Below are 16,236 nucleotides of genomic sequence, written 5' to 3' on the forward strand. Positions count from 1 at the left end.
CTTGCTGGAGCCGGTGTTACTTGGCCGAAAGGATCTCGCGCATGAGGTCGGCGGTCTCGGATGGGGTCTTGCCCACCTTGACGCCTGCGGCCTCGAGAGCCTCCTTCTTGGCGGCTGCGGTTCCGGAGGAACCGGAGACGATGGCGCCGGCGTGGCCCATGGTCTTGCCCTCAGGAGCGGTAAAGCCCGCGACGTAGCCTACAACGGGCTTGGTCACGTTGTCCTTGATGAAGGCTGCTGCGCGCTCCTCGGCGTCACCACCGATCTCGCCGATCATGACGATCGCTTCGGTTTCTGGGTCCGCCTCGAACGCTGCGAGAGCGTCGATGTGGGTGGTGCCGATGACCGGGTCACCACCGATTCCGATTGCGGTGGAGAAGCCGAAGTCACGGAGTTCGTACATCATCTGGTAGGTGAGCGTTCCCGACTTGGAGACGAGACCGATCTTGCCTGGGCCGGTGATGTCGGCAGGAATGATGCCCACGTTCGACTTACCGGGAGAGATGATGCCAGGGCAGTTTGGACCGATGAGGCGAACGCCCTTCTCGGCTGCCATGGTGTAGAACTCCGCGGAGTCTGCAACAGGGATGCCCTCGGTGATGATGACGGTCAGCGGCATGTTTGCCTCGATCGCCTCAACCACCGCGGACTTGGTGAATGCTGGTGGCACGAAGATGACCGAAACGTCTGCTCCGGTTGCTTCCATTGCCTCGGCGACGGTTCCGAAGACAGGAACGTCAACGGTTCCTTCGCCCTTGGGGAACGCGACAGAGGTGCCGGCCTTGCGTGGGTTCACGCCACCGACGATGTTGGTGCCCGAGGCGAGCATACGGGTGGTGTGCTTCTGTCCCTCGGAACCGGTCATGCCCTGAACGATGACCTTAGAGTCTTCGTTAATGAAGATTGCCATGTGAATAGTCTCCTGGGGTCTCAGACGTTTGCGAGTTCGGCGGCCTTATCGGCTCCACCGTCCATCGTCTCGGCAAGGGTCACGAGTGGGTGGTTGGCTGCGTTCAGGATAGCGCGGCCCTCTTCCACGTTGTTGCCGTCAAGGCGAACTACGAGTGGCTTGGTAGCTGCGTCACCGAGGATCTCGAGAGCCTTGACGATTCCGTTTGCTACCTCATCGCACGCGGTGATTCCGCCGAAGACGTTCACAAACACCGACTTGACCTGAGGGTCGTTCAGGATGACGTCGAGACCAGCGGCCATGACCGAGGCGGATGCTCCACCACCGATGTCAAGGAAGTTGGCTGGCTTCACGCCGCCGTGGTTCTCGCCTGCGTAGGCGACCACGTCGAGCGTGCTCATGACGAGGCCTGCGCCGTTACCGATGATTCCGACCTGGCCATCAAGCTTGACGTAGTTGAGGTCGTTTTCCTTGGCCTTGGCCTCGAGCGGGTCCGCAGCCTCCTTGTCCTCAAGTGCCTCGTGGTCAGCGTGACGGAACGAAGCGTTCTCATCGAGCGATACCTTGCCGTCGAGTGCAACGATGTTGCCATCTTCGGTCAGGACGAGTGGGTTCACCTCGACGAGGGTTGCGTCCTCTGCCTTGTACACACCCCAGAGCTTCTGGAAGACGTCAACGATCTGGTCCTTGATGTCGTCTGCGAAGCCTGCAGCGTCAGCGATCTCGCGTGCCTTTGCCTCGTCGATTCCAACCGTTGGGTTGACCTCGATCTTGGCGAGAGCCTCTGGGCGCTCCACTGCGAGCTGCTCAATCTCCATGCCACCCTCAACGCTTGCCATGGCAAGGTACGAGCGGTTGGCGCGGTCGAGCAGGACCGAGAAGTAGAACTCCTGTGCGATCTTGGCACCGGCAGCAATCATCACGCGGTGAACCGTGTGACCCTTGATGTCCATGCCGAGGATCTCGGCTGCCTTCTCCTCAGTTTCCTCCGGGGAGTGAGCGAGCTTAACGCCGCCTGCCTTGCCGCGGCCTCCGGTCTTCACCTGAGCCTTGACTACGACTGTTCCGCCGCCTAGTTTTTCTGCACCCTCGCGCGCCTCTTGTGGAGTGGTAGCAACAACGCCGCCTAGAACAGGAACGCCGTGCTTCTCGAAGATGTCGCGAGCTTGGTATTCGAACAGGTCCACCCTGCTGAGTCCTTCCATCGACCGGGAAATATCTCGACATCGAGACATTTTCTAAAAGACTAACCGCTAAATGGGCCTTAAGTCACACCGGGCCCTGTTGGCTGAGACACACTTTGCAGCGTGTTTGTTTGGGCAACACTTGCGTGCCAATCCGTTTACTCAACCGATACCGTCAGGCAAAGGAACAGTGGGCAGAATCTAGAGCTTGGTCAGCGGCGCAAAACGCAGCAGGAGACGCTTGGGAGAGTCCCCTCCAAAGTCCACCTTGGCAACGGCCTTGGGGCCCTGCCCTTCAACCTGGAGAACGGTTCCGAGCCCAAATTGATCGTGCGTCACTTTGTCACCGGGCGCAAGTGCCGGGATGTCCGAGTCCTTCTTGGCCTTGGGGTTGTTGAACATCGGGATTTTCTCCTCGTTCTGCTGCGCGCTCGACTTCTTCCAAGCCGGCGTCCCGCCACTTGACCGTCCGCCGCCAATAGGCGCGCCAAAGTCGTCATCGTAGGAGTTGCCGCGGTTTCCTCCGCCATAGGAACTTCCGTAGCTGGACGGGGAACCGTACCTCGAGCGTGCGGATTCCATGGAGGACTGCTTGCGGTCCCACTGCCACAGTTCCTCTGGAATTTCGTCCAAGAACCGGCTTGGCGGGAAGTCGTTCGGGGTACCCCACGACGCGCGGGTCGAGGCGCGCGTAATGAAGAGGCGTTCCCGTGCGCGAGTAATTCCCACGTACGCGAGGCGCCGCTCTTCCGACAGTTCTCCCTCGTCGTGCAAAGCGCGCATGTGCGGGAACGTCCCGTCTTCCATGCCGGTCAGGAACACGACCGGGAACTCCAGACCCTTTGCCGTGTGCAGGGTCATGAGCGTGATGACGCCGGGGTCAACCTTGGGCGCGTTTTCGTTTTCGGAGTCGTCAGAGGACGGGATCTGGTCGGCATCCGCCACGAGCGAGACCCGCTCTAGGAAGTCGGAGAGGGTGCCCTCCGGGTTTTCCTTTTCGAACTCGCTAGCCACCGCGTGCAGTTCCGCAAGGTTGTCCACGCGTGAAAGGTCCTGCGGATCATCGCTCGAACGCAGTTGCTCGAGATACCCGGTCTTGTCCAGCACATCGCCGAGGATGTCGGCTGGCCCCGCACCCGCCGTAGCAGGTGCGCGGAGCTCGGCGAGTAGGTCGCGGAAACCCCGAAGGGGGTTGAGCGTGCGGGCGGTCATACCCGGGATCGTCTCCGCGTGGCTGAGCGCCTCGTCGAATGAGACCCCCGAGTGCGCGGCGGCGGAGGCCACGAGCGCCTCGGCGCGGTCGCCGAGACCGCGTTTGGGGACGTTGAAGATTCGCCGTAGGTTAATGTCATCGGCGGGGTTATTGATCGCGTGCAGGTACGCGATCGCGTCCTTGATTTCCTTGCGCTCGTAGAATCGGGTACCGCCCACGACCTTGTAGGGCAATCCCACGCGGATAAGAACTTCCTCGAGCGCGCGGGACTGGTTGTTGGTGCGGTAGAAGATCGCGATGTCTCCCGGGCGCACGCCGTGCTCGTCCGCCAGCGTGTCGATTTGCTTGGCGATGTACCGGGCTTCCTCGTGCTCGTTGTCCCCCACATATCCCACGAGCTTGGGTCCCTCGCCTGAGGCGGTCCACAGGTTCTTGGGCCTGCGGTCCGAGTTCTTGGAGATCACGGCGTTTGCTGCGGTCAGAATGTTCTGAGTGGAGCGATAGTTCTGCTCCAGCAGGATCGACGTAGCGTTCGGGTAGTCCTTTTCGAACTCAAGGATGTTTCGGATGGTCGCGCCACGGAAGGCGTAGATCGACTGGTCCGAGTCGCCCACAACGGTCAGTTCACCGGGCGGAATGGCCCCATTCGCAGGGCCCACCAGTTCCTTAACCAGCGTGTACTGGGCGTGGTTGGTGTCCTGGTACTCGTCCACAAGGATGTGGCGGAACTTGCGGCGATAGTGCTCGGCAACGGCCGGTGCCTTCTGCAGGAGCTCGACAGTGCGCACAATGAGGTCGTCGAAGTCCATCGCATTCGCGGCAGTGAGCCTGCGCTGGTAGCGCGAGTACACGTCTGCGAGGAGTGTGTCCATCTCGCCCTTACCGCCGCGCGCCGAAAACTCATCCGGCGTGATGAGCTCGTCCTTAAGCCCGGAGATTCGGTTGGCCATTGTCTTGGCGGAGAACTTCTTGGGGTCGATGTCCAGTTCACGCAGGATGAGCGTGATGAGGCGCTGAGAATCAGCCGAATCGTAGATCGAAAAGGACTTCTTCATCCCGATCGCTTCGGCTTCCTTACGCAAGATGCGCACGCACGTGGAGTGGAAGGTGGAGACCCACATGCGCTCTGCCTCAGGCCCCACGAGCTGGCGCACCCGCTCGCGCATCTCGGCGGCGGCCTTGTTCGTAAACGTGATCGCAAGAATCTGGCTTGGCCATGCCCTGCCGGTGGCAAGCAGGTACGCGATGCGGTGCGTGAGCACTCGCGTCTTTCCAGAGCCTGCACCCGCGACGATTAGCAGGGGCGTCCCGGAGTGCTGAACGGCGGCGTGCTGCTGTGGGTTGAGGCCTGCGAGCAGCGATGAGACGTCGGGGTTCTCAGTCATTTGCGCGGAGGGTGCGACGTCGAGGTCCGGCACCTCTGCTTCCGAGGAGGTTCCGAACGTGGGCAAGTTACCAAACAAAGAATCCATAGCGGCTCTAGCCTATCCGGACCACCTGACATTCGGTGCAGCCCACCACCCGCGTCATGGCCAACGCCACAGCCACATCCATGACCGCAACCGCTCCTCTGACCGCAACCGCATCCAAGAACACTCCCACAACCATGGCCAACGCCACAGACCCCGCCCAATTCTTCGAGCCTAGAATAGACCGTGCCCGCAAACTCTCAACCCTCCCCCGCCCTGTGGACCAAGGACTTCACGCTCGCCACGATCGCGAACTTCTTTGTTTCATTCGTCTTCTACCTACTAATTCCGACCATGGCCTTGTACGCCGTAAACGCGTTCGGTGCCTCGGACACAGCCGCGGGACTCGCATCGAGCTCCTTTGTGATCGGCGCTGTTGTGGGCAGGATTTTCACGGGCAAGTACCTGGACTTTGTGGGCCGCCGCAGGCTCGTCATCATCTCTCTTGGCATCTACGTGGCGCTGGGCCTCGCCTACGTTCTCGCCGATGGCCTCCCCCTCTTTGTAGCGCTTCGCACCGTGCACGGATTTGGCTTTGGCACGAGCGCCACGGTGATCGCGGCCTCCGTCATGTCCATGATTCCTCCCGCACGCAGGGCGGAGGGCACCGGATACTTCGGTATCTCGGGCACAATTGCCACGGCGATCGGCCCTCTGCTCGCTCTGACCATCGCGGACAGGTTCAGCTACGACGCCCTGTTCATCACCGCATCCGTGGTTGCGCTCCTCGCGTTACTCGTGGCTCTAACCATCACCTTCCCCGAACGAGAGGTCTCACAGGCTGAACGCGAGTCCAAGTGGTCGCTCAGCCTTGGCACTCTCGTGGACGCGCACACCGTGCCCATTGCCAGCATCATGCTCCTGGCGGGCTTCGCTTACTCGGGCGTGTTGTCCTTCCTAGCGAACTACGCACAGCAGGCCGACCTCGTCTCGTCGGCGTCCCTGTTTTTCCTTGTCTACGCAATCGCCGTGTTCATCTCACGACTGTTCATCGGACGAATCCAAGACCGGCGTGGCGACAACATTGTCATCTACCCGATCTTCGCCTCGTTCGTGGCAGGGTTTGTGATGCTCGGGGTGTCCTCGCAGGCGTGGCACATTCTGCTCGCCGCTGTGTTTATGGGCTTCGGTTTTGGCGCCCTAATGCCAGCCCTGCAGTCGGTCATCACCGCCAAGTCGCCACTGCCACGGGTTGGACTCGCAACCGCCACGTTCTTCCTCATGCTGGACATCGGCACCGGCATCGGCCCTATCGTCCTCGGCTTGGCCATCCCCCACCTGGGCTACCAGGGCATGTACTTCCTGCTGGCCGGCATCATCGTCGTTGCGGCTGCGCTGTACGCGGCCGTTCACGGCCGCTTTGCGCGGACCGCCTAGGTCTGCGCACCCTTCCCGAGCCCGCACTTAGGGTGACGGGCCGGGTAAACGGGCGCAGAATCGTCGGAAATCAAGACAGATTATCGACGATAGAGCACGTTCCAGCGGCACGTAAGTTCCGCTGTGGTCAGGTGATGATGAGGCCTACGATCCACAGGCCAGTTGCCACGAGGGCAGACCCGAACTCGACGATGATGGTAAGTGCGGTGGCCTTGATGGCAACGACGGTTGCCGGCCAGGCACGGGCGTGGGTTCCGGTGCGGGCAAGCTCGCTAAGGTACACCCCGCCGATGAACCCCACGAACAGGCCCAGCACGGGAATCACAAAGAACAGCACGGCGCCCGCGACGAGGCCGATCACGACCGAGTGGTTGCGAACCTCGGCGCGCTTGAGTTTGGACCCGGCCACCACGAACTTCAGGACAGTTCCCGTCAGGAGCACCAGGACTGCGAGGGCGAAGATGACCCAGGCGGCTGTGCCGCCAGTTAGGATCGCCCATGCGAGGATCGCTCCCGCCACAATGAGCGTGCCGGGCATGACCTGAACGACCGTGCCAACGAGGCCGATGATCAGAACGAGCGCGATGATGAGGTCCTGCGGAAATACCATGCGCCCATCTTAAGTGGAGCCACTGACGCTCACAGGTATAGCCACTGACTCTTAGAGGAAGAGCCGCTGACGTACGAGAGGCCACCTACGCTGATGCGTAGGTGGCCTCTCGTACGAATGTGCTGGGCCGTTAGGCCGTCAGGCTATTCCTCAGAAGTGGCGTCCGGACCAGAACAGCGCGATAGCGATGTTCAGAACGGTGAGAGCGCCAACCGAGGTGATGAGGCCCTTAGGAGCATCATCGCCGAGCTTCTTGGCGCGGAACGCAAGCACGACAACCACGAGGTTGACCAGGAGCTTGACGCCAATCTTCATGTGGTTGAGCTGCGCGTCACCCATCTCAGCGACACCGACCATGAGGATACCGGTGATCAGAGCGGTGAGCGCTGCGTGCGGGATGCCTGCGTAGAGGCCTGGCTTGTTCATGGTGGCGATCCAGCCACCGAGAACGATTGCCCAGGCCACGAGGTGGATGAAGAGGAGAGCTACATATAGGAAGTCCATGCGCTCATCCTATGGACTTACCCTGCGAATACGCTAGGGAGGAGACCTTTCTGGCCGGTAAGTTCTGTCACAGTGTCAGATCCCCTGCGTTCGCGCATACGAATGGGCCGTTCACACACCGAGATCAGCGATTTACGTTGGGGCCCGCCGCCTGGGAGCGTCATCGCTGGTCGGAGGGCTCGCGGGACTCGGCAATGTTACGGCCTGTTGCGTCGCATTACCGGATGGTCAACCTGATTAACATGCGTTAATACCATGATTCGGACCTAATCGACTTATGTTGTGGACGACCGTAGCGTGTTCGCATGACTCGGACACCGGCACCCACCAAAGGCCCCGCACCCGCGCTCGGGGCGCCTCGAGCTGCGCGACCAGCCCGCCCACATGGGCAGTGGAAGGTAGACGGCACAACACCGCTCAACGCGAATGAGGAGTTCAAGGCCGTAGACAATGCTCTGAACGTCCGCGAGCGCATCGAGAACATCTACTCCAAGCAGGGTTTTGGCTCGATCGAGGACACCGACCTGCACGGAAGATTCCGCTGGTGGGGTCTGTACACGCAGCGCAAGCCCGGAATCGACGGCGGTCGCACCGCACAACTTGAGCCGCACGAGCTTGAGGACAGCTACTTCATGCTGCGCGTGCGCACGGACGGACAGGCGCTGCCCCCTGCTGCACTTCGCGTTCTCGGCGATATCTCCACGGACTTTGGCCGCGGCAGCGCCGACATCACCGATCGTCAGAACATCCAGTACCACTGGATCGAAATTGAGAACATACCGGAAATCTGGCGGCGGCTCGAGTCGGTGGGGCTCGAGACCACGACCGCGTGTGGTGACTCTCCCCGCGGATTCTTGGGCAGCCCCGTGGCGGGGATCGCCGCAGACGAGATCATCGATCCGACCCCGGTCATCCTCGAGATCAAGAAGCGCTACATCGGCGACCCTGACCTAGCCAACCTGCCCCGGAAGTTCAAGACCGCGATCACAGGCCACCCCTCGCTCGATGTGGTCCACGAGATCAACGACATCTCGCTCGTGGGCGTTGTGCATCCCGAGCTCGGCCCTGGCTACGACCTGTGGGTGGGTGGCGCGCTCTCCACCGTGCCTCGGCTCGGCGAGCGCCTCGGGGCATTCGTCACGGAAGAGCAAGCAGCGGACGTCTGGCACGGGATCATCCGGATCTTCCGTGACTATGGCTACCGCCGGCTGCGTAACAAGGCCCGGCTCAAGTTCCTGCTTGCTGACTGGGGAACCGAAAAACTGCGCGCGGTTCTAGAAACCGAGTACCTCGGGTACGCGCTTGCGGACGGACCCGCCCCTCAAGCACCGACGAGGCCGGGTGATCACGTTGGCGTCCACGAGCAGAAGGACGGAAACCTGTACGTAGGTGCCGCACCCGTGGTCGGACGCGTGGGAGGCAACACGTTGAGCGGACTCGCAGACCTGATCGAGAAGGTGGGGGCAGAGTCCGCCCGACTCACCGCCCACCAGAAGGTGGTCGTCCTCGGCGTGCCACCGCAGAACCTGGACGTGCTCCTGGCGGGACTTGAGCCGCTCGGGCTGACCGCGAGGCCAAGTCTGTTCCGCAGGTCCACCATCGCCTGCACCGGGATTGAGTTCTGCAAGCTCGCAATCGTGGACACCAAGGACACGACGGCCCGCGTCATCACCGAGCTCGAGGAAAAGCTCGCGGACGTGTCCGCCAAGATCGAGCGCCCCATCGAGCTCAACGTGAACGGCTGCCCCAACTCGTGCGCCCGCATCCAGACTGCCGACATCGGGCTCAAAGGCCAGATCATCACCGTTGACGGCGAGCAAATGCCGGGGTTCCAAGTCCACCTTGGTGGCGGACTCGTGCGCGAGGGTAGGGACGAGGCCGGGCTCGGGCGCACTGTGCGTGGACTCAAGGTCCCCGCACACGAGGTCTCCGACTATGTGGACCGCATCGTGCGCAGGTACGAACAGCAGCGCACCCCGGGCGAGACCTTTGCGAAGTGGGCGCACCGAGCAGACGAGGATCACCTCTCATGACTTCACTCGCCGAAGCCCGCGAGCGCGCACTGGCCCGCCAAGCCCAGCGCGATGCCTCCCACCGCGCACACCTCACCCTCCGGGAACTCGACTGGGAACGGCCCAAACGCTCCGTCGATGAGTTACGTGCGCTTGCCAAGGAAGGGCAGCGGCTGCTTGGCTGCGGAGGCCAGACTGCGTCGGCGGAGGACCCGCTTGACGTGCCACGAACCCCGGGCACTCCATTGGTCTCCGGAGCAGGTGACGCACCGCGCACACCAGCCACCCCGCATGAGACTTCCACCGAAGCCACATTCGATCAGGTCATCGCTTGGGTTGCCACAACGTTCGGGTATCGCGCGGCAGTTGCCTGCTCGATGGCCGATGCCGTCCTCCCCCACGCCGTGGCCGCGCACCTCCCCTGGGTAGACGTGCTGTTCCTCGAGACCGGATACCACTTCCCCGAGACCATAGGTACCCGGGACGCTGTGGCAACTGCCATTGAAGTCACCATCAAGGACGTCGCCTCACGCCATTCGGTGGCAGAGCAAGACGCCCTTCACGGCAAAGACCTGTTCGTTCGAAATCCTTCCCTGTGCTGCCAACTGCGCAAGGTCGAACCCCTGACCGAGGCGCTGGAACCATACGAGGTGTGGTTCACCGGCGTCCGCCGAGACGAGGCCCCGACCCGTGCGGGCACCCCGCTCGTCACTTTCGACGAGAAGAACGGGCTGGTGAAGGTCAACCCGCTTGCGGCCTGGTCGTTCGACGACCTCTTGGCCTACGCCACCCGCCATGCTGTGCCCATCAACCCCCTGCTGAACCAGGGTTATCCCTCGATTGGATGCGCGCCGTGCACCCGCAAGGTGGCACCCGGCGAGGACCCGCGAGCCGGCCGCTGGGCCGGTCTCGACAAGACCGAATGCGGGCTCCACACATGAGCACGCCACCACCGGTGCCACATGCGCCGCACTCCCCACCCGACCCACATGCCAAGGACCACGCAGCCGTGACACACTCAGCCTCATCGCCACCGCAGCCGGCGGATCTGCCGGGCACAATCGTCGAAAATCGGGAGCGCCAGCTCCCCTTACTTGACGCGCTGGAAGCAGAGGCCGTCCACATCATCCGAGAGGTTGTGGCCGAGTTTGAGCGGCCCGCGATGCTGTTCTCGGGCGGCAAGGACTCCGTGGTTATGGCGCACTTGGCGGCCAAGGCGTTTTGGCCCGCACCCATCCCGTTTCCGCTGCTGCACGTGGACACGGGGCACAACTTCCCCGAGGTGCTCGACTACCGGGACACCGCCGTGGAGAGGCTCGGCGTGCGGCTCGAGGTCGCGCGTGTCCAGGACTACATCGACGACGGCCGGCTCGCGGAGCGAGCGGACGGCACCCGCAACCCGCTGCAAACCCAGCCACTTCTCGACGCCATCGCGGAGCACAGGTTTGACGCGCTGTTCGGCGGCGGACGCAGAGACGAGGAGAAGGCACGCGCCAAAGAGCGCGTCCTGTCCCTGCGCGACGAGTTCGGCCAGTGGGACCCGCGCAATCAGCGGCCCGAACTGTGGGACCTGTATAACGGGCGGCACAGGCCCGGCGAGCACGTGCGCGCATTCCCGCTATCCAACTGGACCGAACTGGACGTGTGGCGGTACATCGAACGCGAAGCCATTGAACTCCCGGAGCTGTACTACGCGCACTACCGCGACGTGGTCGAGCGGGACGGCATGCTTCTCGCGGTGGGGCCGTTCATCGCGCCGCGCGAGAGCGAGACCATCACCAACCGACTCGTGCGGTATCGCACCGTGGGCGACATGTCCTGCACGGGCGCGGTGGAGTCGGAGGCCAAGGACGTGGCGGCAGTCATTGCCGAGGTCGCCGCAACCCGCATCACTGAGCGCGGCGCGACCCGCGCCGACGACCGCCTCTCCGAGGCCGCCATGGAAGACCGCAAGAAGGAGGGCTACTTCTAATGAGCACGCTGCTACGCCTTGCCACCGCCGGGTCCGTGGACGACGGCAAGTCCACGCTCGTGGGTCGCCTCCTGTTCGACTCCAAGTCCGTTTTGGCCGACCAGCTCGAGTCTGTTGAGCGGGTCTCCCGCGATCGCGGCCTGAGCGGCGCGGACCTCGCCTTGCTGACCGACGGCCTGCGCGCGGAACGCGAGCAGGGCATCACGATCGACGTGGCCTACCGCTACTTCGCTACCGCAAAACGCACCTTCATCCTGGCGGACTGCCCTGGCCACGTGCAGTACACGCGCAACACCGTGACGGGCGCGTCCACCGCCGATGTGGTGGTCCTACTCATCGACGCCCGCAAGGGTCTGCTCGAGCAGACCCGCCGCCACCTCGCGGTGGCGTCCCTACTGCGTGTCCCCAACGTGGTTGTGGCCATCAACAAGATTGACTTAGTGGGTTACTCCCACGCTCGTTATGAAGAACTTCACGACGATATTGCAGCTGCCGCTCGCGCGCTCGGCATCGAATCGGTCACCTCGATTCCGGTTTCCGCCCTCGAAGGCGCCAACGTGGTCGAACGCTCCGCGCACACTCCGTGGTGGGAGGGCCCAACTCTGCTGTCGTACCTGGAGAGCGTTCCGGCAGATGGGTCGGCCACGAGCGGGTCGGCGGCGGGCGGTACGGCCCTGCCCACGAGTGAACAGCCCTTCCGTTTCCCGGTCCAAAGTGTCATCCGCCCGCAGCTCGCTGGCGGCGCCGAGTACCGCGACTACCGCGGATATGCCGGCCGGGTCGCGTCCGGCACCGTGCGGATCGGCGACCCCGTGACGGTTCTGCCCTCGGGCACCACAACCACCGTTTCCGGGATTGACCTGCTGGGGGCGAGTGTCTCCCAGATCTTCGCAGGCCAGTCCGCGACCTTGCGCCTCACGGACGAACTAGACGTGACACGGGGCGACTCGATCGTATCGGGCGAGTTGCCCGTTCTCACGCAGGACGTCCAAGGAACCGTGGCGTGGCTCGCCGAACAACCGCTGCGACCGGGCACGCGCCTGCTCCTCAAGCACACAACCAGGACGACCACCGCGATTGTCCGAAACATCGGGGGAATTCTGAACCTTGGCTCGGCCCGGCTGGAACCTGCGGAACACCTTGCACTCAACGACATCGGCTCAGTCACGCTCAGACTTGCCTCCCCCATTGCGGCCGACGAGTACGCACGCAACCGCTCCACCGGGTCGTTCCTGCTCATCGACCAGGCGTCGGGCGCCACTCTCGCCGCGGGCATGGTGGGCAACGCTCTGACCGGCGCCGTGCATCCCGAGACCCGGCCCCTCAACTACGCGATCTAAACCACCCACAACGTTAGGTTCCCGCGATGCCTGCAATCACGCCCATCGGACTGCGACTCGGTTCCCTCCCCGTCGCCGTCATCGGCGGCGGTCCCGTGGCCGCGCGCCGCGCACGGCTTCTGGCGCGCGCTGGCGCCCAGATCACCGTGATAGCGCCCGAGGTATGTGAGGACATGGCCGAGCTGCTTCGCTCGCTGGAGTTTGCGCACCGCACAGCTGGTGGGGAAGCGCCGCTGTGGCGGGCCCGCGGTTTCACGCCGACCGACTTGGATGGCGTGTGGATGGTTGCCGCCGCGACTGGAAACAGCGAAGTTGATCGCGAGGTATCCGAACTAGCGCACAGCCTGCGAGTGTTCTGCTTCAAGGGAGGGGATGCAGCGGGCGCAAGTGCGTGGGCACCCGCGCTGTTGTCCCACGGCGACACCACGATTGCTGTGGTCTCATCTGGGGAATCTGGGCCGCGACCAACGCGCACGGCACGGCTCCGAGACGCTATCGCGGGTTTCTTACGCGCTCGGGATAGCAACCTGGTGGATGCAGGGGCCGTGCCCGATGCACTTCCTGGCGAGCTGCCCGCAGGCCCACTGACTCCCGCCACGCAAGGCAGAGTCACCCTGGTTGGTGGTGGCCCCGGAAAGACAGGGCTCCTCACCCTGGACGCTCGTGACGCAATCCGCAGCGCACAGGTCCTTGTGATCGATAGGCTCGCGCCGCGCGCGGTGTTGGGCTGGGTCGGTCCGGAGGTAGAGGTTGTGGACGTAGGAAAGAGCGGCGGCGACCACCCCGTCTCCCAGAGCGAGATCAACGCGATCCTTGTGGACAGGGCGCGTACCGGGAAAAACGTGGTGCGACTCAAGGGCGGAGACCCGTACGTGTTTGGTCGCGGCGGCGAGGAACTCGATGCCTGCCGCGCCGCCGGTGTCGAGGTCTTCGTCATACCCGGCGTCACGTCAGCCGTGTCGGTTCCAGCCGCGGCGGGAATCCCCGTGACACATCGCGGAGTGTCCCGCGGATTCACGGTACTGACCGCCCATAGCTCCCTTGGGCGGCTGCCACTCGCCGTGGACCACACGCTCGTTCTACTCATGGGGACGGCTCAGCTTGACTCGATCTCACATGAACTCATCGCTCAAGGCAACAGCCCTGAGACCCCGTGCGCACTCATAGAAGACGGGTTTGGCCCCCGCCAGCGCACCACTCCCGCAACCCTTGGCACGCTCGCAGAAACAGCCCGAGCCGCAGGAGTGCGCCCTCCCGCCATAACAGTGGTGGGCGAGGTGACGCTCCGCGCGGACGTGCACGCGGACCTGCACAGGGAGGTTCGACTCGGGGTCGGTGCGTGAACTGTGGAATGGGGAGCTCGGCGGATTCGAGCGTGCGGGAGTGCGAAAGTGCGGTGCACGCGCAAGACGCCGTGTACGGCAGTCGCCCGGCTAAAGTTCGGCGAGGGAGAGCGTGGCGCCGCGATATCGCTCGGCAACGATCTGGGAAATGCGCGGGTCCGAGCCAAGTGGCTCGGTCACGATGATTGGGTGCTCCGGTGTGGTCAGATCCGCCGCAATCCCCTGCAACTTGGTGTGAAAGAAGCCCGGCGCAAGGAGGAATGAGCTCAGCACGATGGGCCGGGTAGCGGGGCCCTGATCTGCGGAATCACGATAATCCAGGGCGACGTTCGCCACTCGATTTTCCAACAACTGCGCAACCGCCTGCTCGACCGTAGGCTGGGCGGCGGAAAGGTAGGCCACAGACACTTCGGCGCCGGTGGCGTCGGCTAGATGCTGCGCCTGGCGCTCAACATCTTGTTGGGCCCGACCGTCACTCGAACCGGCTGCCACGAGGATGACACTGCAGATATCGGTACTGCAACCCCGTGCAAAGCGGCTGGCTGCCTGAGCGATGCGGTCCCGCTGGACCTGAGCCAAGAGTTGGTGTGGACCAAGAGTGTTAGTTGCCCTTGTAGGCGCGCCCGATCGATTCCGCGCCGCCACCGCGCCAGCGATGTCGTGGTGGACGTGATAGCCCCCGGACAGTAACAGGGGAACAACCACGGCAGACTCTTCCCCATCGAGTTCACCAAGTACCTGGGGAAGCTGTGGAGACTGAACGTCTACGTACGTCTCCACAACGCTCACCCTGTTGAGCAGGGCTCGTGCCTGGTCAATGATGCTCGACACCACGGCACGTCCATCCTGGTTGTCGGTTCCATGCGCGCAGGCAACAAGTGTGGGAGCGGTCATCCCTTAATTCTTCCTTGCGCGCGCTGAGAACGCAGGGCCCTGGCCGCCATGCGGGCGGCTGTTAGGTCAGGTAAAGCGACCCGCCGCGAGCGCTCGCCCGGAGAACCGAGTGGGCTCTCCGCACCGAAGGCTACGGCGGAGGCACCGACCCGGCGTGCAGGCCCACCGTGCAGGCCCGCCACTTGGGTCAAAGGAGCCTTCGGTCAGCCGCCCATTTGGTGAGCTCGTGCCGAGAGGACAGCTGGAGTTTGCGGAGAACTGCGGACACGTGAGTCTCCACCGTCTTGATCGAGATGAAGAGCTCGGAGGCGACCTCGCGGTACGTGTAACCCCTCGCGATGAGTCGCATGACTTCCTGCTCGCGAGCGCTCAGGCGGTCAAGTTCGTCGTCATGCGTTGCAGGGGCGCTCTGGGCGCCAAACGCATCAAGTACAAATCCCGCGAGACGCGGAGAGAACACGGCGTCACCGCTGTCCACCCGCTTAATCGCATCGGAGAGCTGCTCTCCTGAAATGTTCTTGGTGACATAACCGCGAGCGCCCGCCCTGATGACCGCCACAACATCCTCGGCAGCATCCGACACGGACAGAGCAAGGAAGCGTGTTTGGCCCGCGATGTCCTGGCATTTGGTGAGTACCTCGGCGCCTCCGCCACCGGCGCCACCCGGCATGTGGACGTCGAGCAGGACAACGGAGGGCGGGTTCTCGTGTAGTACCGCAACAGCAGAGTCGACATCGCCGGCCTCCGCGATCACGTTGACCCAGGGTGCAAGGCTCGCCTTCACTCCAGCCCGAAACATGTCGTGGTCATCGATGATGGCGATGGAAATCGGTTCTTGCGTCATTGTTTCTTCCTGCTTGAAGACTTGGTGCTGCCTGAGTGCTCGTCCGGTGCGTGCGTTCGTTGTGGGTTCTGGTCGACCTTGCGAGGCATGGAGAGTTTCACTTCGGTTCCCCCGATTGCCATGTTGCGGAAGGTTACAGTTCCGCCCCGGCGCTCCATGCGTCCGATGATGGATTCCCGCACACCGAAGCGGTCGGGTCCCACGTCTTCGAGCATAGACAGATCAAACCCATCGCCACGGTCAGACACGAACACTTCGATGAGGTCGTCTCGTACCTCCAGGTACGCGCTGACCGGCGGCTTGCCGTGCCGCACCGCGTTCTTGAGTGCCTCGTTCATCGCACCCATGAGCGCCTCCGTGTCCTCGTTTGGAACGGCGTCGCCCACAACCACAAGATCAATCGAGATGGACTCCTGGGTGCCGAGCGCGTGAATCATCGTATTCTCGACGTTCGCCACAACGCTGCGGGCCTCATCTGCCAGCGAGGTGCCGGCGGCCGAGCGGTCGTTATAGAGCCAGGCCCTCAGTTCGCGCTCTTGGTTGCGGGCGAGCCGCGTCACCTCT

Annotated in this window: 14 protein-coding genes; 6 read left to right on the forward strand and 8 right to left on the reverse strand. The window is 63.2% G+C overall.

Annotated features, from left to right (window positions below; all coding sequences use genetic code 11):
• Nucleotides 1–16: 16 nt before the first annotated feature.
• The 3 genes from sucD to pcrA all read right to left on the reverse strand — a co-directional run bounded on the left by sucD (nucleotide 17) and on the right by pcrA (nucleotide 4,779).
• Nucleotides 17–910 (reverse strand): succinate--CoA ligase subunit alpha, encoded by an 894-nt coding sequence (gene sucD / locus HGSM_RS00010; protein ID WP_019146686.1) that lies wholly within the window; start codon nucleotides 908–910, stop codon nucleotides 17–19.
• A 20-nt stretch (nucleotides 911–930) separates the two neighbouring features.
• Nucleotides 931–2,097: an ADP-forming succinate--CoA ligase subunit beta gene (gene sucC / locus HGSM_RS00015; protein ID WP_019146687.1), complete on the reverse strand. Its 1,167-nt coding sequence runs from the start codon at nucleotides 2,095–2,097 to the stop codon at nucleotides 931–933.
• A gap of 198 nt (nucleotides 2,098–2,295) precedes the next feature.
• Nucleotides 2,296–4,779, reverse strand: coding sequence for a DNA helicase PcrA (pcrA, locus tag HGSM_RS00020; protein ID WP_019146688.1), 2,484 nt, complete (start codon nucleotides 4,777–4,779; stop codon nucleotides 2,296–2,298).
• Nucleotides 4,780–4,962: 183 nt separating this feature from the next.
• On the opposite strand from pcrA, the gene HGSM_RS00025 reads away from it, so the two are divergent.
• Nucleotides 4,963–6,153, forward strand: coding sequence for an MFS transporter (locus HGSM_RS00025; protein ID WP_019146690.1), 1,191 nt, complete (start codon nucleotides 4,963–4,965; stop codon nucleotides 6,151–6,153).
• A gap of 127 nt (nucleotides 6,154–6,280) precedes the next feature.
• Here the strand turns inward: HGSM_RS00025 and HGSM_RS00030 are convergent, their stop codons facing one another.
• Together HGSM_RS00030 and HGSM_RS00035 are read right to left on the reverse strand one after the other, a co-directional pair.
• On the reverse strand, nucleotides 6,281–6,763 hold the full coding sequence (locus HGSM_RS00030; RefSeq protein WP_019146691.1) for a DUF456 domain-containing protein: 483 nt from the start codon (nucleotides 6,761–6,763) through the stop codon (nucleotides 6,281–6,283).
• Between the two features lie 150 nt (nucleotides 6,764–6,913).
• The gene (locus tag HGSM_RS00035) at nucleotides 6,914–7,267 is read right to left on the reverse strand and encodes a hypothetical protein (RefSeq protein ID WP_019146692.1); all 354 of its coding nucleotides are present in this window, start codon (nucleotides 7,265–7,267) and stop codon (nucleotides 6,914–6,916) included.
• Between the two features lie 305 nt (nucleotides 7,268–7,572).
• Here HGSM_RS00035 and HGSM_RS00040 point away from each other — a divergent pair, with 305 nt between their 5' ends.
• The 5 genes from HGSM_RS00040 to cobA all read left to right on the forward strand — a co-directional run bounded on the left by HGSM_RS00040 (nucleotide 7,573) and on the right by cobA (nucleotide 13,934).
• Nucleotides 7,573–9,300 (forward strand): nitrite/sulfite reductase, encoded by a 1,728-nt coding sequence (locus HGSM_RS00040; protein WP_019146693.1) that lies wholly within the window; start codon nucleotides 7,573–7,575, stop codon nucleotides 9,298–9,300.
• 224 nt (nucleotides 9,301–9,524) lie between these two features.
• Complete coding sequence (locus HGSM_RS00045; RefSeq protein WP_051009578.1) at nucleotides 9,525–10,220, forward strand: phosphoadenylyl-sulfate reductase; 696 nt, start codon at nucleotides 9,525–9,527, stop codon at nucleotides 10,218–10,220.
• A 107-nt stretch (nucleotides 10,221–10,327) separates the two neighbouring features.
• Entirely contained in the window at nucleotides 10,328–11,251 is a 924-nt protein-coding gene (cysD, locus tag HGSM_RS00050; protein ID WP_230197482.1) for a sulfate adenylyltransferase subunit CysD, read from the forward strand.
• Nucleotides 11,251–12,591, forward strand: a complete 1,341-nt coding sequence (locus HGSM_RS00055; RefSeq protein ID WP_019146696.1) for a sulfate adenylyltransferase subunit 1 — start codon at nucleotides 11,251–11,253, stop codon at nucleotides 12,589–12,591. The genes cysD and HGSM_RS00055 overlap by 1 nt, the downstream gene beginning before the upstream one ends.
• A 26-nt stretch (nucleotides 12,592–12,617) precedes the next feature.
• Nucleotides 12,618–13,934 carry a uroporphyrinogen-III C-methyltransferase gene (gene cobA, locus HGSM_RS00060; RefSeq protein ID WP_019146697.1) on the forward strand — a complete coding sequence of 439 codons (1,317 nt, stop codon included), beginning with the start codon at nucleotides 12,618–12,620 and terminating at the stop codon, nucleotides 13,932–13,934.
• Nucleotides 13,935–14,024: 90 nt separating this feature from the next.
• Here cobA and HGSM_RS00065 read toward each other — a convergent pair whose 3' ends face one another.
• The 3 genes from HGSM_RS00065 to HGSM_RS00075 form a co-directional block, all read right to left on the reverse strand.
• A complete protein-coding gene (locus HGSM_RS00065) occupies nucleotides 14,025–14,828 on the reverse strand; it encodes a sirohydrochlorin chelatase (RefSeq protein ID WP_019146698.1) in 804 nt (267 codons plus the stop codon).
• Between the two features lie 187 nt (nucleotides 14,829–15,015).
• Nucleotides 15,016–15,672: a response regulator gene (locus HGSM_RS00070; protein WP_019146699.1), complete on the reverse strand. Its 657-nt coding sequence runs from the start codon at nucleotides 15,670–15,672 to the stop codon at nucleotides 15,016–15,018.
• The coding region (locus HGSM_RS00075) for a sensor histidine kinase (RefSeq protein ID WP_326549994.1) at nucleotides 15,669–16,236 on the reverse strand (568 nt) is incomplete at its 5' end. The genes HGSM_RS00070 and HGSM_RS00075, both read right to left, overlap by 4 nt.

Origin of the sequence: Timonella senegalensis JC301, from assembly GCF_000312125.1 — a bacterium.
In the GTDB taxonomy this organism is placed as follows: domain Bacteria; phylum Actinomycetota; class Actinomycetes; order Actinomycetales; family Cellulomonadaceae; genus Timonella; species Timonella senegalensis.

What these genes read in the sequence shown, in the direction of transcription:
- HGSM_RS00040 (WP_019146693.1), top strand. Translation starts at nt 7,573, where the DNA reads ATGACTCGGACACCGGCACCCACCAAAGGCCCCGCACCCGCGCTCGGG.
- HGSM_RS00030 (WP_019146691.1), bottom strand. Translation starts at nt 6,763, where the DNA reads ATGGTATTTCCGCAGGACCTCATCATCGCGCTCGTTCTGATCATCGGC.
- HGSM_RS00035 (WP_019146692.1), bottom strand. Translation starts at nt 7,267, where the DNA reads ATGGACTTCCTATATGTAGCTCTCCTCTTCATCCACCTCGTGGCCTGG.
- cobA (WP_019146697.1), top strand. Translation starts at nt 12,618, where the DNA reads ATGCCTGCAATCACGCCCATCGGACTGCGACTCGGTTCCCTCCCCGTC.
- HGSM_RS00070 (WP_019146699.1), bottom strand. Translation starts at nt 15,672, where the DNA reads ATGACGCAAGAACCGATTTCCATCGCCATCATCGATGACCACGACATG.
- HGSM_RS00065 (WP_019146698.1), bottom strand. Translation starts at nt 14,828, where the DNA reads ATGACCGCTCCCACACTTGTTGCCTGCGCGCATGGAACCGACAACCAG.
- HGSM_RS00055 (WP_019146696.1), top strand. Translation starts at nt 11,251, where the DNA reads ATGAGCACGCTGCTACGCCTTGCCACCGCCGGGTCCGTGGACGACGGC.
- pcrA (WP_019146688.1), bottom strand. Translation starts at nt 4,779, where the DNA reads ATGGATTCTTTGTTTGGTAACTTGCCCACGTTCGGAACCTCCTCGGAA.
- sucD (WP_019146686.1), bottom strand. Translation starts at nt 910, where the DNA reads ATGGCAATCTTCATTAACGAAGACTCTAAGGTCATCGTTCAGGGCATG.